Origin of the sequence: Hydrogenophaga sp. Root209, from assembly GCF_001428625.1 — a bacterium.
Taxonomy (GTDB): domain Bacteria; phylum Pseudomonadota; class Gammaproteobacteria; order Burkholderiales; family Burkholderiaceae_C; genus Hydrogenophaga.
This window is the reverse complement of sequence record NZ_LMIE01000033.1, coordinates 63,457-82,448: the sequence shown is the minus strand read 5'-3', so window position 1 is coordinate 82,448 and position 18,992 is coordinate 63,457. Positions and strand designations below refer to the sequence as shown.

Below are 18,992 nucleotides of genomic sequence, written 5' to 3'. Positions count from 1 at the left end.
TTTGGTGCGTCCCGCCCGGATCGGGCGCTGGTCCGCCCGGCTTCAGCCCATGCGGCAGCCGGTGGCCGGGTCGGCCACGGCCTTGGCCGCAATGCCGATCACCTTGTTTTCCTTGTTCTCGACCTTGCGCAGGTACATGTCCTGGATCGGGTTGTGCGCCGCGCTCATCTTCCACTTGCCGCGTGGGCTGTCGATCTCGGCGCCATTCATGGCGGCGTACAGCGCCTGTTTGTTGCTCAGGTCACCCTTGACAGCGTTGGCGCCCTTGATGAGCAACAGACCCGTGTCGTAGCCCTGCACCGCATACACATCGGGCTGCAGCCTGAAGGTCTTGGCGTAGTCCAGGCGGAATTTCTTGTTGCGCGGCGTGTCCAGCGCGTCGCTGTAGTGCATGGTGGTCAGCACGCCGTTGGCGGCGTCACCGGCGGCGTCCAGCACACCCTCGGTCAGGAAGCCCGAGCCGTAGAGCTGGATGTTCTTGTTCAGGCCGGCTGCTGCGAAGTCGCGCAGGAACTTGGCCGCGCCGCCACCCGCAAAGAAGCAGGCCACGGCATCGGGGTTGAGCGAGGCGATCTCGGTCAGCAGCGCCTGGAACTCCACGTTGGGGAAGGGCAGGCCCAGCTTCTTGATGATGGTGCCGCCGGCCTCGGTGTAGCTCTTCTCGAAGCCTTCAAAGGCCTCGTCGCCGGCCGCGTAGTTCCAGGTGATCCACACGGCCTTCTTGTGGCCGCGCTCCATCATGGCCTTGCCCAGCGCCAGCGTGGGCTGGGAGTTGCTGAACGAGGTACGGAACACGTTGGGAGCGCACTGGGCGCGGGTGGCCACGTGCACGCCGGCATTGGGGATCAGGCTGAGCACGCCGCTGTCGCGCGCCACCTTGTGAATGCCCATCTGAACGCCCGAGTGCACGGTACCGACGAGCACGTCGACCTTGTCGCGCTGCACCAGGCGGGTGGCGTTCTCGATGCCCTTGGCCGGGTTGGATTCGTCATCGACCTTGAAGAACTCCACCTCGCGGCCGCCAAGCTTGCCGCCTTGTTCGTTGAGTGCCATGCGGAAACCGTTTTCAATCGCCACGCCCAACTGGGCGAAGGTGCCGGTGTAGGGCAGCATGAAACCCACACGGACTTTGTCCGACTGTGCGCGCACGATTTCGGGCAGCAGCAGGCCGGTGGACGCGGCGCCGATCACGGCAGCGCTGCGGGTCAGGACAAGTCGGCGAGTGGTCATTGAGGATCTCCAGGTGGGTTGGCGAAAAGCGGTGAGGTGTCAGGGCACTGTAGACGGCGGGGTCGCGATTGACGATACAGAATAACCCGTACTTGAGGCTTGAACTATTTACATATGAATCGGAGGGTGCCCTGGCATCAGACGGCGGCATTCAGGGTGGTTGCCAGCCAGTCGCGCGCCCAGGCCGTGCACACCACCTCGGGCTCGGTCCCGGCTGATGCGTCGTGGCGAAACACCTCGCCAATGCGCACCGCACCCAGATCCGCCAGGCGCTCGTCGAACCGCAGGCCGCCGTTGCAGAACGTCTGTGGGTAGGCACTGTCACCCAGGGCGATGACACCGTAGCGCACCGAGCCCAGGTACCGGGGCTCGGTGGCCAGCGATTCGTACAGGTGGCGGGCGTTGTCGGGCACATCGCCCGAGCCGTGGGTGGATGAGCAGATGACGTAAAGTGCATCTTCCTCAAAAACCCGGATGTCCAGACCATCCATCAATCGAACTTCAATAATCGGGAGCAGATCCGCGCAATTCATCCCAACGGCCTGAGCCACATGCTCTGCAGTGTCAGTCATGGTGCCGACCAGGATGAGGAGTTTGGGAGGTGTGCTCATGTGGAGTGCACGCAATATACTTCATGTTTTTTTGGCTGACCACCCGGGGAAACCCCGATCGCCATCAACGAGAAGGGCGCACGGCGCAACACTCCCGTTGGGAGTACCGCTTTGTCCAGCCTGCGCAAGGCATGAAGTCTGAACGTGCGTGCCGCAGACCGCAATCAAACACTGCGTCGAACCATCATCTCCTTGATCTTGCTGATGGCACCCGCCGGGACCAATCCTTTGGGGCACACGTCCACGCAGTTCAGGATGTCGCGGCAGCGGAACAGGCGAAACGGATCGTTGAGGTTGTCCAGTCGCTCGGCGGTGGCCGTGTCGCGGCTGTCGACGAGGAATCGGTAGGCCTGCAACAGGCCCGCAGGCCCCACGTACTTGTCCGGGTTCCACCAGAAACTCGGGCAAGCCGATGAACAGCAGGCGCACAGAATGCATTCGTACAGTCCATTGAGCTCCTCACGTTGCTCGGTCGACTGCAGGCGTTCCCGCTCCGGGGGCGGAGCGAGATTGATAAGGTAGGGCTTGATCGAGTGGTACTGCTTGAAGAAGTCGGTCATGTCGACGATCAGGTCGCGAATGACCGGCAAGCCCGGCAAGGGTTTGAGTGTCACCACGCCGTTTAGCGACTTCATGTTGGTGACGCAAGCCAGCCCGTTCTTGCCGTTGATGTTCATGGCGTCCGAGCCGCAGATGCCTTCTCGGCAGGAGCGGCGGAAAGACAGGCTCGGGTCCACGGCCTTCAGGCGCATGAGCACATCGAGCAGCATGCGGTCGCCGGGATTGACCTCAAGTTTCATCGTCTGCATCGTGGGCTTGGTGTCGACATCCGGGTCGTAGCGGTAGATCCTGAAGGTGTGCACGGGGTTCTTTCAATAAAGGTTCAGGCTCCATCAGCCGCTGCATTCATGGGGCGCCTCAACATTGTTTCCGCATTCCTTCGAGAGCGGGATAGGTTGGCGGATGGGCAATGTTGATGAATCCAAAGCCACGGGTCCGTACGGATCCGAACTTATAACGCGGTATTCGACATCGATGGCATTGACCGGGCACTCCGGGACGCACACGGCGCATTCGATGAGTCGGTGTATTTGCAGCGTTTGCAGGCTTCGGTGACCACAAACGTCATCGACTCGCCCCGTCAGGATGCGCCCTGACCACGAGCAGATGGGCAGGACGAAACGCCCACCACGCCGAGTTGGGACAGCGCAAGCCACTGTCCGCCGATCTGTTCAGCGGCCGAGCAGGCGGGTGGCGATCTCGGTGCTGTCCAGCCGGTCGAAGCTCATGTTGTGCCGCTCGGTCAGCGGCCCGCCCCCGGGGACAACCTGGCCCTGTGCGTCCTGGCCAATGGCCTTGAACTTCCATCGCCCGCCAATGCGTTTCAGGTTGCCGACCTGGCGGCCCTGCTCATCCCACACCGGGCAGACGCCGCCCCGATCCGGGCCGATGGTCAGGCCGGGCGTCAGAACAGCACGCGGGTGCGCAAGGTTCCGCCCACACCGGACAGCCCGGACAGGGCGATGTCGGCGTGCACGGCGTCAACGTCGATGACCACGTAGCCCACGTCATCGCGGGTCTGCAGGTACTGTGCGGCGATGTTGATGCCGTTGTCGGCGAACACCCGGTTGATGGCCGACAGCACGCCCGGAACGTTGCGGTGCACATGCAGCAGGCGGCGCTTGCCGGGGTGGGCGGGCAGCGCCACTTCGGGGAAGTTGACCGACGAGGTCGTGGTGCCGTTGTCGCTGTACCGGACCAATTTTTCCGCCACCTCGTTGCCGATGTTGGTTTGCGCCTCCAGCGTGGAGCCACCGATGTGCGGGGTCAGGATCACGTTGTCCAGGCCGCGCAACGGCGACTCAAAACGATCGGCGTTGCTCTGTGGCTCTTGTGGAAAGACGTCGATGGCAGCACCGGCCAGGCGGTGTTCGCGCAGCGCGGCGGCCAGCGGCTCGATCTCGACCACGCGGCCGCGCGAGGCGTTGATGAGCACCGCGCCGGGCCTCATCTGCGCGAGCTCGCGCTCGCCGATCAGCCATTCGGTGCTGGCGTTCTCGGGCACGTGCAAGCTCACCACATCGGCGGCGCTCAGCAGTTCGGGCAAGGTTGCCAACTGGCGGGCATTGCCCAGCGGCAGCTTGCTGAGCACGTCGACAAACACCACCTGCATGCCCAGCGCTTCGGCCAGCACCGACAGTTGCGAGCCGATGGCGCCGTAGCCGACGATGCCCAGCGTCTTGCCACGGATCTCGTGGGCGTTGCGGGCCGTCTTGAGCCAGCCGCCGCGGTGCGCCACTGTGCTCTTTTCGGGTACACCGCGCAGCAGCAGGATGGCTTCGCCTAGCACCAGCTCGGCCACCGACCGGGTGTTGGAGAACGGGGCGTTGAACACTGCGATGCCTCGCTGGCGCGCCGCCACCAGATCCACTTGGTTGGTGCCGATGCAGAAGCAGCCGATGGCGATCAGCTTGGGGGCATGGGCCAGCACCTCGGCCGTGAGTTGGGTGCGCGAGCGAATGCCGACGAAGTGCACATCGGCGATCTTCTGGCGCAGTTCTTCGTCGCAAGGTGAGCCTGCGAGGCTTTCGATCTGGCTGTAACCGGCGGCTTGCAACGTGGAGATGGCCGAGGGGTCGATGCCTTCGAGCAGCAAGAAACGAATCTTGCGCTTGTCGAACGAGGTCGTGGCGGCTTCGAGGCTGGGGAGCGGAAGGGCGGTGTTCATATCCGACTAATATAGTCGGGATCTATCGCTGCGGGCCAACGTTCGGCTGAGGAGCCCCAGGGGCGCTGAGGTCATACGCGAACCACCGACGGGGACGGCTGTTCCAGTTCACTTCGCGCTCAACCCGTCATTCGTCGGCGCGGAGGCACACGGAACAGGCTGTTACCAGGTTGGATGGAACTCGCTACCTCGTGTCGACGTTCACATCTCGACCCAACCCGGCAAGCGCCGCGACCACGTCGGACTGGGTAACGATACCCACCAGGGAGTCGCTGCCATCGATGATGGGAATATGGTGGTGGCCGGTGCTGCCGAAGAGGGGGATCAATTCCGAGAGGTGTCGGTTCACGCTGGCTACACGCACCTCGCGCGTCATGATGTCACCGACCCGCCCCAACCCGCCCGTCGCCGTCCCCTCTCTCCAGTCTCGAAGCTGGCGAAGTCGGGTCTCGAAGGCCTCGCCGCTGTCTCCTTCGGCGGCTCGCATGAAATCGGCAGGCGTCACGATCCCCACAATGCCGCCAGTTGCGTTGACCACTGGCAAAGCCTTTATACGATGTGCTCTGAACAGCGCCCACGCTTGTTGCAATGACGTGTGGTGGCTCACGGTCACGAGATCTTTCGACATGATGTCGCCGCACCGGAGATTGGCCAACTTGCGTTGATAAGCGCTGAGTTGGGTGTCCTGCAGCAGGGCTTTGAGATCTTCACGACCGATGTCGAGAACCTGGTTGTAGCGGGCAAGCACGGCGTCCAGGTCGGCGTCCACAGCTTCGGCTTCTTCGTCTCGGGCTTGATCTGCACCCTCAGCAGGCGGGCTGTGTGGGTAAGGGCGCCGGGTGACACTGTTGTAGAGCATTCCGATAGCCACCAGAAGGACAGAATTCACGAGCACCGGCGTGAGTGCGAACTGCAGATCCTGGACTCCGCTCAGCGCCACCATCAGGGCGGATGCGCCTCCCGGTGGATGCAGACATCGAAGAGCGAACATCAGGGCAATGGAAAGGCCCACTGCGAACGCGGCAGCGAGTTCAGGGTTACCCACCCAACGCACACAAGCAATTCCGAGCAGTGTCGACAGCGTATTGCCGGCCACCACAGACCAGGGCTGCGCCAGGGGGCTGGAGGGAACGGCGAATACCAGAACCGCACTGGCGCCGAGTGGTGCAACCAGCCAGGGCCAGGACGCCCCCGCACCCGAAAACGCCCGACATATCAGCGCCGTTGCAAAGATGCCCAGCGCAGCACCCACCACGACCCGCAGGCGTTCGCGCCAGTCAGCTCCTGGAGAGGGGGGCAGTAGCGCGCGCAGCCATCTCTTGGCAAGGTGAACACGCGAATGCCCGGGGGTGTCGCGTTTTGGCGGAAACAGCAAAGCGAAAGTAACCAGATGAGATTGCAGGAAGGGGCGGATGACGCTCGTCTACCGTGCTCAATGCTAGCTCAGTTGCCTTCAAAGGAAGGCAATGCGTGGAACTCCTTTGATTGCACGCAGGAGTGGCCGGTTTGAGTCTCTTTGCAGCCGTCCAAGAATCTGCACGCTCAATTCTTTCTGATCAAGCACCGACCGCTCGAGTGTCGATCGTGGAACGTCCTTCGCGTGTGCACCTATGGTTTCTACAATCGCGTGGCGCGCTTTGCGCATTTTCATCAATCGAAAGTAGATAACTCCATGGCAACTGCAAAGAAGACCATCGCTGCAAAGAAGGCAGCACCCGCCGCGAAAAAGTCAGTCGCAGCTCCCAAGGCCGCGGTGACCAAGAAGCCGGCGGCAAGCGTGGCGACACTGAAGCCGATCAAGACGGCCTTCAACAAGACCACGCTCCAGGTTCACCTGGCTGAGGTTGCCGGTGTCGAGCCGAAGGCCGGCCTGGGCGAGTTCACGCTGCCAGGTCTGCTCAAGATCACCGCGCAGGCGATCCCCGCCAAGAAGAAACGCCGCGGCATCGACCCCTTCACCAAGGTTGAGCGCGAATTCGCAGCCAAACCCGCCACCGTGCGCGTGAAGGTTCGGCCCCTGAAGAAGATCAAGGACGCCTCGCTGTAAGGTCTCCCCGGGCGCTCGGCGGCAAGCTGAGCGCCCGGATCGGCAGCTCTGTGTGGTACACCAGACTGTCGGTCTCGCCACGGTTGTGGCTCGGTATGCGGCGAGCCCATAGACGCTTGCCATCCACCTCGACAGCGCATGAAAACCTTTCGTATCCGGGTTGACGGCCAAGCGGCTGACGTGGAGGCCGACAGCGAGAACAGCTTGTTCGCTGCGATGACGCGCGCGGGCGTTGCATGGCCGGTGTCCTGTCGCAACGGGACCTGTCGCACGTGCATTGCTCGCTTGCTGCAGGGGCAAGTGCGCTACGACATTCCCTGGCCAGGCCTGAGCGCCGAGGAAAAGATGGAGGGCTATTGCCTGCCCTGCGTTGCCCGGCCAATGGCAGATGTTGTCATCGTCCGGGCCTGACACCAGGCGACTTCGGCGTCTGGCGATCCGGCACTTTTCAGGTAGATGGGTGTTCTCGCCTGCTCCCACTTGGGAAGGGGTGAGTACCAAGCGGGGCATGCTTGGGTCAATTCGGGGACAAGGACAGGCCGAAATACGCAAGTTTCCGATCTCTCGAAAATCAATTGATTGGCGATAGCCTGTTGATTTTATTAGAGATTTTTGGCCTGCCCGGAGGGACTCGAACCCCCGACCTGCTGCTTAGAAGGCAGCTGCTCTATCCGGTTGAGCTACGGGCAGACAGATAACCGGCAGCACATAGAAGAAAGGCCCACAGAGTGGGCCTTTTTCTTTTTTCGATGAATGGTCGGAGCGGCGGGATTCGAACTCGCGACCCTCTGCTCCCAAAGCAGATGCGCTACCAGGCTGCGCTACGCTCCGACTAAGCTGCGAATTGTACCTGCTGAATGGGGCGGTTCTGGAGCGCAGGCTCCTCTTTCATCTCTTTTCGTATTGAGTCTTGCCAAACAGGATGTCGCGGGCCTTGTCGTCGGTGAGTGGCTTGCGGGCATCGGCGAGCACCGCCACCCCGCGTTGCACTGCGGGCCGCGCCGCTATTCTGTCGAACCATCCCTTGAGATGCGGGTAGTCGGCCCAGTCGATGCCCTGGTTCTGCCAACTGCGCAGCCAAGGGAAGATCGCGATGTCGGCAATGGTGTACTGGTTGCCGGCAATGAACTTCTGGTTCTCGAGTTCCCTGTTCATCACGCCATAGAGACGCTTGGCCTCGTTGGTGTAGCGGTTGACGGCGTACTCGATCTTCTCGGGCGCATACATGCGGAAGTGGTGAGCCTGACCCAGCATGGGGCCTACGCCCCCCATCTGGAACATCAGCCACTCCAGCACCTTGAATTTCGCCCGGTCCGACTTGGGCAGGAACTTGCCTGTCTTGGCTGCCAGGTACAGCAGGATGGCGCCCGATTCGAACAGGCTGATGGGCTTGCCGTCCGGGCCGTCGGAATCGACCAGCGCCGGGATCTTGTTGTTCGGGCTGATCTTCAGGAACTCGGGTTGGAACTGGTCGCCCTGGCCGATGTTGACGGCGTGGACATGCCAGTCTCGGCCCAGGCGCAAACCACACTCTTCGAGCATGACGTGGACCTTGTGGCCATTGGGCGTGGGCCAAGAATGGACATTGATCATCAAATCGGCCTTTCTGTGCATGCTTGCCATGCGCAAGCTGCCGCACTCTAAGGTAAAACCCAAAACCATGTACGCACGCTTGAAGAATGCCTTGACGCCCTCGACCTGGCTGCGCGACCGCTCGGCGCCGCTGGCCGAATGGGCGCACGACCATGCGTTGAGCTTCAACTCGATGATGGGTGGCGCGTATGCGCTTGCCGGTCGTTGGCAGGACCGCCCGGTGCGCATCCAGTGCCTGCAAGCCTCCCGCCCGTTCATTCAAGGCATGGAGCTGATGGCGCGCGCCGACCTGGGCCTGAAACAGCAGGGCAACGTGGTGGTGATGAACCGTCGGTTGAAGGAATTGCTTGAGGCGCAGTCGCGGGAGCTCTATTCGCAGTACACGGACGATCTGCAGACCATGGCGGGCGTGGTGCCCGAAGAGGTGCGTTGGCTGGCCATGTACCGCGATGCGGGTTGGGCAGGACCGGACCGTCGCTTCTGGGGCCGCTACGCGGTGCTCACCGACACGCCCGACATGGCCAGGCGCTGGATCGACAGCGAGGCCGAACAGCAGTTGATGGACTGGCCGGACCGGGTTTCTGAAGAGACGCCGGTGATGCTCATGCTGCAACGTGGCAAGACCTACATGCGCATGCAGATGGATCGCGGCGGTGACACCACCACCGCGCTGCACGCCTTGGGACTGTTTGACCGAGCGAGTCAACGCGCCATGGCAATGGCTGCCCGCTGAATCTTCCGCGGGCAGGTGGCCTCAGGAGCCGCGCGTGATCGGCATCTCCACCTCGGTTTTGATGAGCATGTGCTTGGCCAGCTCCAGCTTGGCGATCGACACGCGGTGCACCTCGTCCGGACCATCGGCCAGGCGCAGGGTGCGCAGACTGGCGTAGGCGTAGGCGAGCGGGAAATCGTCGCTCACGCCCCCGCCGCCGTGCGCCTGGATGGCCATGTCGACGATGTCGCAGGCCATGTTGGGCGCCACCACCTTGATCATCGCGATCTCGGCCTTGGCCACCTTGTTGCCCACGGTGTCCATCATGTAGGCGGCTTTCAACGTGAGCAGGCGCGCCATCTCGATGCGGCAGCGCGCATCGGCGATGCGCTCGTGCCAGACCGACTGGGCCGACACTGGCTTGCCGAAGGCGATGCGGCTGTTGAGGCGCTTGCACATGAGTTCCAGCGCGCGCTCGGCCGCGCCGATGGAGCGCATGCAGTGGTGGATGCGGCCCGGACCCAGGCGGCCTTGCGCGATCTCGAAGCCGCGGCCTTCGCCGAGCAGCAGGTTGCCCAACGGAACTCGCACGTTCTTGAGCAGCACCTCCATGTGGCCGTGTGGTGCGTCGTCGTAGCCGAACACCAAGAGCGGCCGCACGATGGTCACACCTTTGCTGTTGGCCGGCACGATGATCATCGATTGCTGCGAGTGGCGCGGCGCGTCCGGATTGGTCTTGCCCATCACGATGTAGACCGCGCAGCGTGGGTCGCCCGCACCCGACGACCACCACTTGCGGCCGTTGATCACGTACTCGTTGCCATCGCGCTCGATGCTGCACTCGATGTTGGTCGCGTCCGATGAAGCCACGTCGGGCTCGGTCATCAGAAAGGCCGAGCGGATCTCGCCGCGCAGCAGCGGCTCCAGCCACTCGTCCTTGAGTTCTTCGCTGGCGTAGCGCTCGAAGGTTTCCATGTTGCCGGTGTCGGGCGCCGAGCAGTTGAAGACCTCGGCAGCAAACGGCACGCGGCCCATGATTTCGCACATGGGTGCGTACTCGAGGTTGGACAGGCCCTGTGGCGCGCGCGGGCTGCGGGGCAGGAAGAGGTTCCACAGGCCGGCAGCCTGGGCCTTGGGTTTGAGCTCTTCAATGATCTCGGTCGGGATCCACGCGTTGCCCTTGGCACGGTTGGCCGCAATCTCGGCGAAGAAGCGCGCCTCATTCGGGTAGATGTGCGCGTCCATGAACGCCAGCAGCCGTTCGCGCATGTCCTTCACCTTGTCGGTGTAGTCGAAATTCATGGTGTCTCCTTGTAGGTGATCGGGAGTTTGAAACGGTTCAGGTGCCGCTGGCGAAACGCCAGGCCATCTCGGCCATGGGGCGGGCGCCAGAGGCGGACTTCACCGCCTGGTCGCTCGATGCGGTGCCGGCCTCGACCCGCTTGGCGATGCCTTGCAGGATGGCGGCCAGGCGGAACATGTTGTAGGCGAGGTAGAAATTCCAGTCGGCCTTGAGCTGTGCGGGCTTGGCGATGCCGGTGCGCTCGCAGTAGAGCGCGATGTACTCGTCTTCCGTGGGAATGCCCAAGGCCTTCACGTCGAGTCCACCGATGCCACGGAACATGCCGGGCGGGATGTGCCAGGACATGCAGTGGTAGCTGAAGTCGGCCAGCGGATGGCCCAGGGTGGAGAGCTCCCAGTCGAGCACAGCGAGCACGCGTGGCTCCTCGCTGTGGAACATCAGGTTGTCGAGCCGGAAGTCGCCGTGCACCACCGACAGCATCGATTCATCGCGAGCCATCGCCGGGATGTTGTTGGGGAGCCATTCCATGAGCCGGTCCATCTCGGGGATGGGCTGCGTGACGGATGCAACGTACTGCTTGCTCCAGCGGCCGATCTGACGTTCGAAATAGTTGCCGGGCTTGCCGAAACCGTCCAGTCCGATGGCCAATGGCTTGACGGTGTGCAACGCCGCGATCACGCGGTTCATCTCGTTGTAGATCGCACCACGTTGATCGTTCGTCATGCCCGGCAACGACTGGTCCCACAGCACGCGTCCGTTGACGCACTCCATGATGTAGAACGCGCGGCCGATCACCGACTCGTCTTCGCACAACACGTGCATCTGCGCCACCGGCACGCCGGTGCCGTGCAGTGCGCTCATCACGCGGAACTCGCGCTCGATTGCGTGGGCCGAGGGCAGCAGCCTGGCCACCGGGCCGGGTTTGGCGCGCATCACGTAGGAGCGCTGCGGCGTGATGAGCTTGTAGGTGGGGTTGGACTGGCCGCCCTTGAACATCTCCACGGTGAGTGGACCTTCAAAGCCTGGCAGCCGGTTTTCAAGCCAACTGCCCAGGGCGGCTTCGTCGAAAGCATGCTGGCCGGCCACGGGGCGGGTGCCGGTGAAGTTCTGGGTGTCGCTCATGTGTGATGGCCTTGGGAGGAGGTGGGGAAGAAGGCCATCGCGCGGTGCCTCAGGTTTCGGCTTCTGCGATGCGCATCAGCATGTCCCGGTTGCGCACCACCAGCCCTCCCTGTTCGATGCGGATCGCGTTGTCGCGCTCCATCGACTTGAGTTCCTGGTTCACCCGCTGACGCGAAGCGCCAAGCAATTGAGCCAGCTCTTCCTGGGCCAGCTGCAGGCCGATGCGCATCTCGTTGCCATCGGCCAGGCAGGGCACACCGTAGCTGCGCACCAGATGCAGCAGTTGTTTGGCCAGGCGGGCGCGCAGGGGCAGGGTGTTGAGGTCTTCCACCAGGCCGAACAGTGTGCGGATGCGCCGCGCCTGCAGGCGCATCAAAGCCTCGTACAGCTCGATGTGGGAGCTGAGGATCTTCTGAAAATCGGTGCGGGCCACGCACAGCAGCGTGGTTGGTCCGTGCGCGTAGGCATCGTGCGTGCGCTGGTCGCCGTCGAACATCGCCACGTCGCCAAACCACACGCCAGGCTCCACATAGGTCAGTGTGATCTGTTTGCCCGAGAGCGACGTGGAGCTCACGCGCACCGCACCCTTGGCCACCGCCGTCCATTCGGAGGGCGGATCGCCTCGGGCGACGATCAGGTCGCTGTCCTTGAATCGCTTGACGTAGGCGCATCGGAGTATGTCGTGCCGCAGGGAGGGCGATAGGTTGGAGAACCAGCGACCACTGTTGATCGCCTCGCGTTCTTCCATTGTCAGAATCGGTTCGTCCATGGGCTGTCTTTTGAGTGACTGAAAAGTCAATGATTGTCGCCACTGGGACGTGGCAACGGGCTCAGGGTATGCGCGCAGACGGTTGGCGCTGCCGTGCTTCAGCGCAGGTTCAACGGTAGTTGGCCGGGCGCTTGTTGATGAAGGCGTCGATGCCTTCGCCTGCGTTCGCGTGGTGCAGGTTGCGCACGAAGTGGTCGCGCTCGGCGCCCAGTTGGGCATGCAGCAATACGGTGGGCGCATCGTTGGCCAGCTCCTTGATGCTGGCCAGGGCATTGGGCGCACGGGCATTGAGACGCTCGCACAGCGCGAGCGCATCCACCAGCGCTTCGCCGGTGGCGCTCACGGTGTTGATCACGCCGAGCTGCTGCAGCCGCTCGGCGCCGATGCGGTCCCCGCACATCAGCAGTTGCAGTGCGGTCGCGCGAGGCAGGGCGCGCATGAGGCTCCAGGTGGCGCCACCGTCGGGCGACAGTCCCACGTTGCTGTAGGCCATCACGAACACGCTGCTGTGCGCAGCCACCACCATGTCGCAGGCCAGGGCGAGCGAAAAACCCGCACCGGCGCACGAGCCTTCCACGGCGGCAACAACCCGCCAGCAACCGCTGCAGGTTGCCACCCGCACAGAAATGGTTGCCTTCGCCAGTGATCACCACGCTGCGCACCTCCGGGCTGCCTTCGGCCACGTTGAGCGCCTCCACGCCGGCGGCGTACATGTCGGGCCCGAGCGCATTGCGGTGCTCGGGGTTGCTGATGGTCAGCACCATGGTCTGACCATGGCTGTGACTCTTGAGACTGGCAGTCATGGTCAGGTCTCCTCGTGCGTGAGGCTCAGGCCGAGCGCGCCGCGGCGACGCAGCCAGGGCGAGGGGCGGTAGCGTGGGTCGCCGTAGACCGTCTGAAGGTTGAACAGAATCTCCAGCATGTTCGTCGGACCGATGCGGTCGCCCATGGCCAGCGGGCCCATGGGATAACCCAGGCCCAGCGTGACGGCCACGTCCAGGTCGGCCGGCGAGCAGATGCCCTGCTGGCACATGTCGGCGGCGATGTTGACGATGGTGGCCACCACGCGCTGCGTGACGAAGCCGCCGCTGTCACGGATCACGCTGACCGCCTTGCCGTCGCGTGCGAAGAGCGCGTGAGCGGCCTGGGCCATGTCAGGGCGGGTGGCCGGGTTGGTGGCGAGCACACGGCGTTTCACCGCTGCGTCGTCGAGCATCATGTCGATGCCGACCGTGCGCGTGGCGTCGAGCCGCTCCACGGCGGCCAGCGTGGTCACGTCCAGTCCCAGGGGGGCCACCAGGATCAGGGCGGCAGAAGAGGGTGCAGCCGCAGTCTCGATCTGAGCACCCAGATTTTTCAGCAACAGGTAGAGCTCAGCGCGTCTTGCCGCCTTGGGCGACACCCACACCGGCGGCATCTCGGCCACCACAGGCACGGCGGGCTCGGCCGGTACCTGGGCCACACCCTTGTCGTAAGCGTAGAAGCCTTCGCCCACCTTCTTGCCCACCACACCGCCGGCAAGCCGCTGTGCGGTGATCACGCTCGGGCGGTAACGCGGTTCCTCGAAGTACTGGTGGTAGATCGACTCCATCACCGGGTGCGACACGTCCAGCGCGGTCAGGTCCATCAGCTCGAATGGGCCGAGGCGAAAACCCATCTGATCCTTCAGGATGCGGTCGATCGTGGCGAAGTCGGCCACGCGCTCACCCACCACCCGCAGTGCCTCGGTGCCGTAGCCACGTCCGGCGTGGTTCACGATGAAGCCGGGCGTGTCCTGCGCGGTGACGGGCGTGTGGCCGAACTGGCGGGTGAAGTCGGTGAGTTGTTGGCAAACCTTGGCACTGGTCTTCAGGCCGGCGATTACCTCCACCACCCGCATCAGCGGCACCGGATTGAAGAAGTGGAAGCCCGCCAGCTGCGCGGGGCGCTTGAGCGGCGCGGCAATGGCCGTGATCGACAAGGATGATGTGTTGGTGGCCAGCACCGCCTCGGGCCCGACGATGCCTTCGAGTTCGGCAAAAAGGCGTTGCTTGACGTCGAGCCGCTCAACGATCGCCTCCACGACCAGATCGCAGGCAGCGAGGTCGCCCAAGGCATTGGCCAGATGCAGGCGGTCTACGCAGGCCTGCATCTGCTCGGCAGACATCTTGTTCTTGGTCACCAGCGTCTGCCAGGTGGCGTGCAATGCGTCACGCGCCGCCTGGGCCGCGCCAGGCTGGACATCGAACAGCCAGACCTGGCTGCCCGCCTGGGCCGCCATCTGTGCGATGCCACGGCCCATGGCGCCGGTTCCCACGAGGCCGGTGTTGTGAAAGATGGGTTGCATAAGTGTGTTGTATTTGGAATGAGTGCTTCTGGAGCTATGACAGAATCGCCCAACGAACGAAAGAAGGAACTCTGGCGTGCGCAAGTACTGGACAGGTTGTATTTTGCTATCAACTGCCTTGAGCAGTTCCGCCGTGACCCTCGGACGTCACAGTGGCGCGGCCATGATCGGGCGCTCGCTCGATGTGCGCGTGCAGGTGCTGCTGGCACCTGGCGAAGACTTGGCCAACCTTTGCATCGAGACCGACGTCTTCTACGGCGATACGCAGGTGTCGCCCAGCTTGGTGCGGACATCGCCGCAAAGAACCACGCCCGATGCAGAAGCATCGGTGCGGGTTCAGTCCAATCTGCCGGTCAATGAGCCTTTCGTCACCCTCTATGTGCGAGCCGGGTGCGGCACCCAGTTCACACGCCGTTTCGTGTTGTTGGCCGATCTGGTCAATGAGCCGGTCACGGCCGCGGCGCAGCCCTCCACAGGCGCACTGCCAACGGCCCCGGTAGCCGTGGCGCCTTCAGGTTTGCCACGGGCGACACCTGCGACGAGTGCTTCTGGCGCGCCTTCGTCGTCGGCCACCGCATCGCCTGTGGCGCAAGCCTCAGGCACATCGCAACGAAGACCGGTGGCACCTGCGCGTGCAAACACGCCTCCCGCGCGAGCGCCTTCGGTGGTGCGTCGCGCCCCTGTCATGCCGCCCGTGGCCGTAGCGCCCCGGTTGCAGCTGGACCCCATCGACCTCAGCATCGGCATCGAGCGCGACCCCACCCTCAAGCTCTCGCCGGTGCTGCTGAGCGAGCCCAGCACCTCGGAAGAAGCGCGCGCTGCTGCTGCCCAGCTCTGGAAAAGCATCAACGCCTCGCCCGAAGACATCCTGCGCGAAGGACAGAAGCTGGCTGCACTGGAATCCGAGGTGGCGCGGCTTCGTCAGGAGCAAACGCAGGCCCAGGCCGCACTGGGCGATCTGAACTCACAGCTGGAACGATCGCAAGCGCAGCGCTACCAGAACTGGCTGGTCTATCTGCTGGGCGGATTGCTGCTGCTGGCCTTGCTGGCCGTGTTGTTGGTTTGGCGCCGCCGCCAGGAGGCGGTGGTTCAGGGCTCGGAAGCCTCCCGCGCCTGGTGGGCACCTGAGGAGGAAGAGAAGACGGTGCTGGTGCCCCTGCAACCAGATGCCGGCGCACCCCAGGTGCCTTCCGGCTTCACCCCGCTGAGCAGCGGCGTGGATCTGGACATCGATCTTGACCAGGATTCTTCGTTTGATGGGCTGGCGAGCGCCAACGAAACGGCTTTGAGCTCCAAGGGTGCGCGGGTGAACGAGCAGACCGCGGTACCGTTGTCCGCACGCGATCGGCGGGAATTTTCCGCCAGTGCCTTGGGCGTGTCCCGGTCGGTGGCCACCGAAGAGTTGTTCGACGTGCAGCAGCAGGCCGATTTTTTCGTGTCGCTGGGCGAAGACGAGCAAGCCATCCAGGTCCTCAAGGATCACTTGACGGAAAGCCACGAGCCCAGCGCACTCACGTATATGGACCTGTTCCATATCTACCACCGGCTGGGGCGCCGCAGTGATTACGAAAGTCTGCGCGAAGAATTCAATCACGTGTTCAACGCTGGTGCGCCACCGTTTGACAGTTATTCCCAGCGGGGCCGAGGGCTTGAGGCGTACGAAACCGCGTTCAGCCGGATCCAGGCGCTGTGGCCACAACCCCGGGTGCTGGACCTGATCGAGCAATCGATCTTCCGTGACGCCACCGACAGTGCGTCCGAGGTATTTGATCTGGAAGCCTATCGCGAACTGCTGATGCTGCACGCGATTGCCAAAGACCTCATCCAGCGTGACAAAGCGGCCCCCCGCACCACCGGAGATTTCCAGCACACCGCCATGCAGCCGTTGAAAGCGGCAGACAAGTCGGTGTCCGTGGTGAGTGCTTCGCTGCAAGATACTTCGGAGCGCCACACCCAGCCCATGGGCCTGGACAACATGTCGCCGGCCTCGTCCCGCCTGGGTCTGGACATCAATCTGGACGACTTTGCAGAAATGGACGGCTTCGAAGCCTTGTTGCCCGAGGTGAACTCGGCGGTGGAGCCATCGGCCCGGCCCACCCAGCCTGCAGACTTTGAAATCCGGGAGGCTGAGGGCAACCTCATCGACTTCGAGGTTCTCGACTTTGACTTGCCGAATGAGCCCGATGGCGCCCGAACGTCCGGCAAGAAGACCTGAGGTTCACGAGCTGCCCTAAAAAAACGCCGCAGATGTGGCGTTTCTGCTGAGTGGGCTGGCCGGTTAGCGACGAACCTGCAAAGCGCCGGGATTCACGATGTTGGTCGGCGTGCCCTTGATGAAGTTGACGACGTTGTCAAATGCCGAGGAAAAATACTGCTCGTAGCTGTCTTGCTCCACATAGCCAATGTGAGGCGTGCAGATGCAGTTCTCCAGTCGCAGCAGAGCGTGACCCTGCAGGATCGGCTCGGACTCGAACACATCGACTGCGGCCAATCCCGGGCGACCGCGGTTGAGCGAGGCAAGCAATGCCTCGGGCTCGATCAGCTCGGCGCGCGAGGTGTTGACCAGCAAGGACGTGGGCTTCATGCGGCCCAGGTCTTCCAGCGTGACGCAGCCCGCGCTGGTCTCGCTCAGCCGCAAATGCAACGACAGCACATCGCTCGATGCGAAAAAGGCCTCTCGGCTCTCTGCCGCCTCAAAGCCGTCGGCCACCGCGCGGGCGCGGGAATCTTCGCTGCCCCAGATGATCACGCGCATGCCGAAAGCGCGGCCGTAACCCGCCACCAACTGGCCGATGCGCCCATAGCTCCAGACGCCAAGTGTCTTGCCGCGCAGCACCATGCCGACGCCGAAGTTGGTCGGCATGGCGGAAGACTTGAGCCCCGCTTGTTGCCAAGCCCCGTGCTTCAGGTTGGACACGTACTGAGGAATCCGACGCATCGACGCCATGATCAAGGCCCAGGCGAGCTCGGCCGTCGACACGGGCGAGCCGACACCTTCAGCCACCGCGATACCGCGCTCGGTGCAGGCGGCTACATCGAGATGTCCACCCACTCGCCCGGTCTGGGCGATGAGTTTGAGGCGTGGCAGTTTCTCGATCAGCTGGCGAGAGATCTGGGTTCGTTCACGGATCAGCACCAGCACGTCGGCGTCGCGCAGACGGATCGACAACTGGCCGACGCCCTTGACGGTGTTGGTGAATACCTTGGCAGGGTAAGACTCCAGCTTTTCAGCGCATTTCAGCTTTCGAACCGCGTCCTGGTAGTCGTCAAGAATCACAATGTTCATGGGCCTATTGTGCCCGCGCCTTCCGAGCCGGCCGCTCTGTGGCCTCAGGCTGCGCGTGTCATGGACGCCTGCTCCAGCGCGGCAAGGCGGTCGAGTTCGGCGCAAACGTCATTGATCGGGCCGGATATGACAAGACGCATGTCCGGTCGCTTCACAGGGCGGGCCTCGGCTTGACGCAGCACGCGAACCCGGCAGGTTGGCGAATCGAGCGGCTCAGCCACAGCACCCGGACGCGTCTGGGGTGGAGCGCTGTTGGCCGCTTCCCGGTTCAGCCAGCCGGCACGGGCGAAGCGTTGCATGGCCCTGGCCGCAACAGCCGAAGCGGCCGGGCGAGCATGGCGTTGGGGTGGCAGGGGCAACCAGCAGTCGATCAACTGCAGGGGTGCGCGCCACGTGTTGGTATTGAAGATTTTTCCCATGCGAAACTCCAGATGAGGGGTTGAACACAGGCAGGATTGCGAGGAAGTCGCCAACGCAGGGATGTGTCCATATGGCGGGCTGCTCGCTCGCCGGACCAAACGCCCGCCACCTGCTGAGGCGACATGGACTCAAGGGTCAGAGTTGAAAACTGTTGCGGATGAGGCCCACCGCGAGGCCTTCAATTTCGAACGGTTCACCGGGTTCGACCACGATGGTCTTGTAGTCCGGGTTCTCGGCGTGAAGTTCGATGACGCTTTGCCGGCGCATGAAGCGCTTCACGGTGACGTCATCGCCCAGGCGGGCGACCACGATCTGACCGTTCTTGGCTTCCTTGGAGGACTTCACTGCCAACAGATCGCCATCGATGATGCCGACGTCGCGCATGGACATGCCACGGACCTTGAGCAGGTAGTCGGGCTCGCGCTGGAACAGGCTGCGCTCCACGTGGTAGGTCTGGTCGACGTGCTCTTGCGCCAGGATGGGCGAGCCCGCAGCCACGCGCCCGATCAGGGGCAACATCAGCTGGGACAGGCTGGGGAGCGGGAGTGTAAGCTGGCGCCCGCGCGAATCGTTGATGGAACGCAGGTCTTCGCTGCGCAGGCGGATGCCACGCGATGTGCCGCTGACCAATTCGATCACCCCTTTGCGCGCCAGTGCCTGCAAATGCTCCTCGGCCGCATTGGCCGATTTGAAGCCGAGCTCGCTGGCGATCTCGGCACGCGTGGGCGGGGAACCGGTGCGTGCAATGGCCGTCTGGATAAGTTCCAGAATCTGCTGTTGCCGGGCGGTGAGCTTGGGCGTGGTGGCGGGCATGTCGAGCATGTGAACCTCATCGGGGTGGATGC

Annotated in this window: 18 protein-coding genes, 2 tRNA genes and 1 pseudogene; 4 read left to right on the top strand and 17 right to left on the bottom strand. The window is 63.4% G+C overall.

All coding sequences use genetic code 11. The features are described 5' to 3' along the window. Nucleotides 1-42: 42 nt before the first annotated feature. From ASE11_RS23260 to ASE11_RS23235, 6 genes are all read right to left on the bottom strand, one after another. Nucleotides 43-1,230 (bottom strand): ABC transporter substrate-binding protein, encoded by a 1,188-nt coding sequence (locus ASE11_RS23260; protein WP_056277571.1) that lies wholly within the window; start codon nucleotides 1,228-1,230, stop codon nucleotides 43-45. Between the two features lie 137 nt (nucleotides 1,231-1,367). Then, on the bottom strand, nucleotides 1,368-1,841 hold the full coding sequence (locus ASE11_RS23255) for a flavodoxin domain-containing protein (protein ID WP_056277568.1): 474 nt from the start codon (nucleotides 1,839-1,841) through the stop codon (nucleotides 1,368-1,370). Between the two features lie 164 nt (nucleotides 1,842-2,005). Then, the gene (locus tag ASE11_RS23250; protein WP_082585979.1) at nucleotides 2,006-2,704 is read right to left on the bottom strand and encodes a succinate dehydrogenase iron-sulfur subunit; all 699 of its coding nucleotides are present in this window, start codon (nucleotides 2,702-2,704) and stop codon (nucleotides 2,006-2,008) included. 369 nt (nucleotides 2,705-3,073) lie between these two features. Beyond that, nucleotides 3,074-3,262 carry a hypothetical protein gene (locus ASE11_RS23245; protein WP_321166276.1) on the bottom strand — a complete coding sequence of 63 codons (189 nt, stop codon included), beginning with the start codon at nucleotides 3,260-3,262 and terminating at the stop codon, nucleotides 3,074-3,076. A gap of 44 nt (nucleotides 3,263-3,306) precedes the next feature. Beyond that, nucleotides 3,307-4,569, bottom strand: coding sequence for a phosphoglycerate dehydrogenase (gene serA / locus ASE11_RS23240; RefSeq protein ID WP_056277562.1), 1,263 nt, complete (start codon nucleotides 4,567-4,569; stop codon nucleotides 3,307-3,309). Nucleotides 4,570-4,753: 184 nt separating this feature from the next. Then, the gene (locus ASE11_RS23235) at nucleotides 4,754-5,944 is read right to left on the bottom strand and encodes an HPP family protein (protein ID WP_235501433.1); all 1,191 of its coding nucleotides are present in this window, start codon (nucleotides 5,942-5,944) and stop codon (nucleotides 4,754-4,756) included. A 297-nt stretch (nucleotides 5,945-6,241) separates the two neighbouring features. Between ASE11_RS23235 and ASE11_RS23230 the strand changes: the two genes are divergently transcribed. Both ASE11_RS23230 and ASE11_RS23225 read left to right on the top strand, forming a co-directional pair. Beyond that, nucleotides 6,242-6,616 (top strand): hypothetical protein, encoded by a 375-nt coding sequence (locus ASE11_RS23230; protein ID WP_056278075.1) that lies wholly within the window; start codon nucleotides 6,242-6,244, stop codon nucleotides 6,614-6,616. 138 nt (nucleotides 6,617-6,754) lie between these two features. After that, on the top strand, nucleotides 6,755-7,027 hold the full coding sequence (locus ASE11_RS23225) for a 2Fe-2S iron-sulfur cluster-binding protein (RefSeq protein ID WP_056277559.1): 273 nt from the start codon (nucleotides 6,755-6,757) through the stop codon (nucleotides 7,025-7,027). Between the two features lie 202 nt (nucleotides 7,028-7,229). On the opposite strand, the gene ASE11_RS23220 is transcribed toward ASE11_RS23225, so the two are convergent. The 3 genes from ASE11_RS23220 to ASE11_RS23210 all read right to left on the bottom strand — a co-directional run bounded on the left by ASE11_RS23220 (nucleotide 7,230) and on the right by ASE11_RS23210 (nucleotide 8,209). Further along, a tRNA-Arg gene (locus ASE11_RS23220) sits at nucleotides 7,230-7,306 on the bottom strand. A 64-nt stretch (nucleotides 7,307-7,370) separates the two neighbouring features. Continuing rightward, nucleotides 7,371-7,447 (bottom strand) — tRNA-Pro (locus ASE11_RS23215). Nucleotides 7,448-7,504: 57 nt separating this feature from the next. Beyond that, nucleotides 7,505-8,209 carry a glutathione binding-like protein gene (locus tag ASE11_RS23210; RefSeq protein ID WP_056277556.1) on the bottom strand — a complete coding sequence of 235 codons (705 nt, stop codon included), beginning with the start codon at nucleotides 8,207-8,209 and terminating at the stop codon, nucleotides 7,505-7,507. Between the two features lie 67 nt (nucleotides 8,210-8,276). On the opposite strand from ASE11_RS23210, the gene ASE11_RS23205 reads away from it, so the two are divergent. Continuing rightward, a complete protein-coding gene (locus tag ASE11_RS23205; protein WP_162258084.1) occupies nucleotides 8,277-8,942 on the top strand; it encodes a hypothetical protein in 666 nt (221 codons plus the stop codon). 21 nt (nucleotides 8,943-8,963) lie between these two features. On the opposite strand, the gene ASE11_RS23200 is transcribed toward ASE11_RS23205, so the two are convergent. The 5 genes and pseudogenes from ASE11_RS23200 to ASE11_RS23180 form a co-directional block, all read right to left on the bottom strand. Next, on the bottom strand, nucleotides 8,964-10,223 hold the full coding sequence (locus ASE11_RS23200) for an acyl-CoA dehydrogenase family protein (protein ID WP_056277550.1): 1,260 nt from the start codon (nucleotides 10,221-10,223) through the stop codon (nucleotides 8,964-8,966). Nucleotides 10,224-10,260: 37 nt separating this feature from the next. Further along, nucleotides 10,261-11,346 carry a phosphotransferase family protein gene (locus ASE11_RS23195; RefSeq protein ID WP_056277547.1) on the bottom strand — a complete coding sequence of 362 codons (1,086 nt, stop codon included), beginning with the start codon at nucleotides 11,344-11,346 and terminating at the stop codon, nucleotides 10,261-10,263. Between the two features lie 49 nt (nucleotides 11,347-11,395). Next, a complete protein-coding gene (locus tag ASE11_RS23190) occupies nucleotides 11,396-12,115 on the bottom strand; it encodes a Crp/Fnr family transcriptional regulator (protein ID WP_056277544.1) in 720 nt (239 codons plus the stop codon). 109 nt (nucleotides 12,116-12,224) lie between these two features. Further along, a pseudogene (locus tag ASE11_RS23185) lies at nucleotides 12,225-12,918 on the bottom strand (enoyl-CoA hydratase). Nucleotides 12,919-12,920: 2 nt separating this feature from the next. Then, nucleotides 12,921-14,441: a 3-hydroxyacyl-CoA dehydrogenase gene (locus ASE11_RS23180; RefSeq protein ID WP_056277541.1), complete on the bottom strand. Its 1,521-nt coding sequence runs from the start codon at nucleotides 14,439-14,441 to the stop codon at nucleotides 12,921-12,923. Nucleotides 14,442-14,574: 133 nt separating this feature from the next. On the opposite strand from ASE11_RS23180, the gene ASE11_RS23175 reads away from it, so the two are divergent. After that, nucleotides 14,575-16,656: a FimV family protein gene (locus tag ASE11_RS23175; protein WP_156406469.1), complete on the top strand. Its 2,082-nt coding sequence runs from the start codon at nucleotides 14,575-14,577 to the stop codon at nucleotides 16,654-16,656. Between the two features lie 63 nt (nucleotides 16,657-16,719). Here ASE11_RS23175 and ASE11_RS23170 read toward each other — a convergent pair whose 3' ends face one another. From ASE11_RS23170 to lexA, 3 genes are all read right to left on the bottom strand, one after another. Beyond that, nucleotides 16,720-17,727, bottom strand: coding sequence for a D-2-hydroxyacid dehydrogenase family protein (locus ASE11_RS23170; protein ID WP_056277535.1), 1,008 nt, complete (start codon nucleotides 17,725-17,727; stop codon nucleotides 16,720-16,722). Nucleotides 17,728-17,771: 44 nt separating this feature from the next. After that, nucleotides 17,772-18,146, bottom strand: a complete 375-nt coding sequence (locus ASE11_RS23165) for a hypothetical protein (protein WP_056277531.1) — start codon at nucleotides 18,144-18,146, stop codon at nucleotides 17,772-17,774. A gap of 136 nt (nucleotides 18,147-18,282) precedes the next feature. Continuing rightward, nucleotides 18,283-18,960 (bottom strand): transcriptional repressor LexA, encoded by a 678-nt coding sequence (lexA, locus tag ASE11_RS23160; protein WP_156406481.1) that lies wholly within the window; start codon nucleotides 18,958-18,960, stop codon nucleotides 18,283-18,285. Between the last annotated feature and the right edge of the window lie 32 nt (nucleotides 18,961-18,992).

Excerpts from the sequence above, each read along its gene's own strand:
- ASE11_RS23180 (WP_056277541.1), bottom strand. The coding sequence starts at position 14,441 with ATGCAACCCATCTTTCACAACACCGGCCTCGTGGGAACCGGCGCCATG.
- ASE11_RS23210 (WP_056277556.1), bottom strand. The coding sequence starts at position 8,209 with ATGATCAATGTCCATTCTTGGCCCACGCCCAATGGCCACAAGGTCCAC.
- ASE11_RS23200 (WP_056277550.1), bottom strand. The coding sequence starts at position 10,223 with ATGAATTTCGACTACACCGACAAGGTGAAGGACATGCGCGAACGGCTG.
- ASE11_RS23230 (WP_056278075.1), top strand. The coding sequence starts at position 6,242 with ATGGCAACTGCAAAGAAGACCATCGCTGCAAAGAAGGCAGCACCCGCC.
- lexA (WP_156406481.1), bottom strand. The coding sequence starts at position 18,960 with ATGCCCGCCACCACGCCCAAGCTCACCGCCCGGCAACAGCAGATTCTG.
- ASE11_RS23165 (WP_056277531.1), bottom strand. The coding sequence starts at position 18,146 with ATGGGAAAAATCTTCAATACCAACACGTGGCGCGCACCCCTGCAGTTG.
- ASE11_RS23190 (WP_056277544.1), bottom strand. The coding sequence starts at position 12,115 with ATGGACGAACCGATTCTGACAATGGAAGAACGCGAGGCGATCAACAGT.
- ASE11_RS23205 (WP_162258084.1), top strand. The coding sequence starts at position 8,277 with ATGTACGCACGCTTGAAGAATGCCTTGACGCCCTCGACCTGGCTGCGC.
- ASE11_RS23225 (WP_056277559.1), top strand. The coding sequence starts at position 6,755 with ATGAAAACCTTTCGTATCCGGGTTGACGGCCAAGCGGCTGACGTGGAG.
- ASE11_RS23255 (WP_056277568.1), bottom strand. The coding sequence starts at position 1,841 with ATGAGCACACCTCCCAAACTCCTCATCCTGGTCGGCACCATGACTGAC.
- ASE11_RS23260 (WP_056277571.1), bottom strand. The coding sequence starts at position 1,230 with ATGACCACTCGCCGACTTGTCCTGACCCGCAGCGCTGCCGTGATCGGC.
- ASE11_RS23170 (WP_056277535.1), bottom strand. The coding sequence starts at position 17,727 with ATGAACATTGTGATTCTTGACGACTACCAGGACGCGGTTCGAAAGCTG.
- serA (WP_056277562.1), bottom strand. The coding sequence starts at position 4,569 with ATGAACACCGCCCTTCCGCTCCCCAGCCTCGAAGCCGCCACGACCTCG.
- ASE11_RS23195 (WP_056277547.1), bottom strand. The coding sequence starts at position 11,346 with ATGAGCGACACCCAGAACTTCACCGGCACCCGCCCCGTGGCCGGCCAG.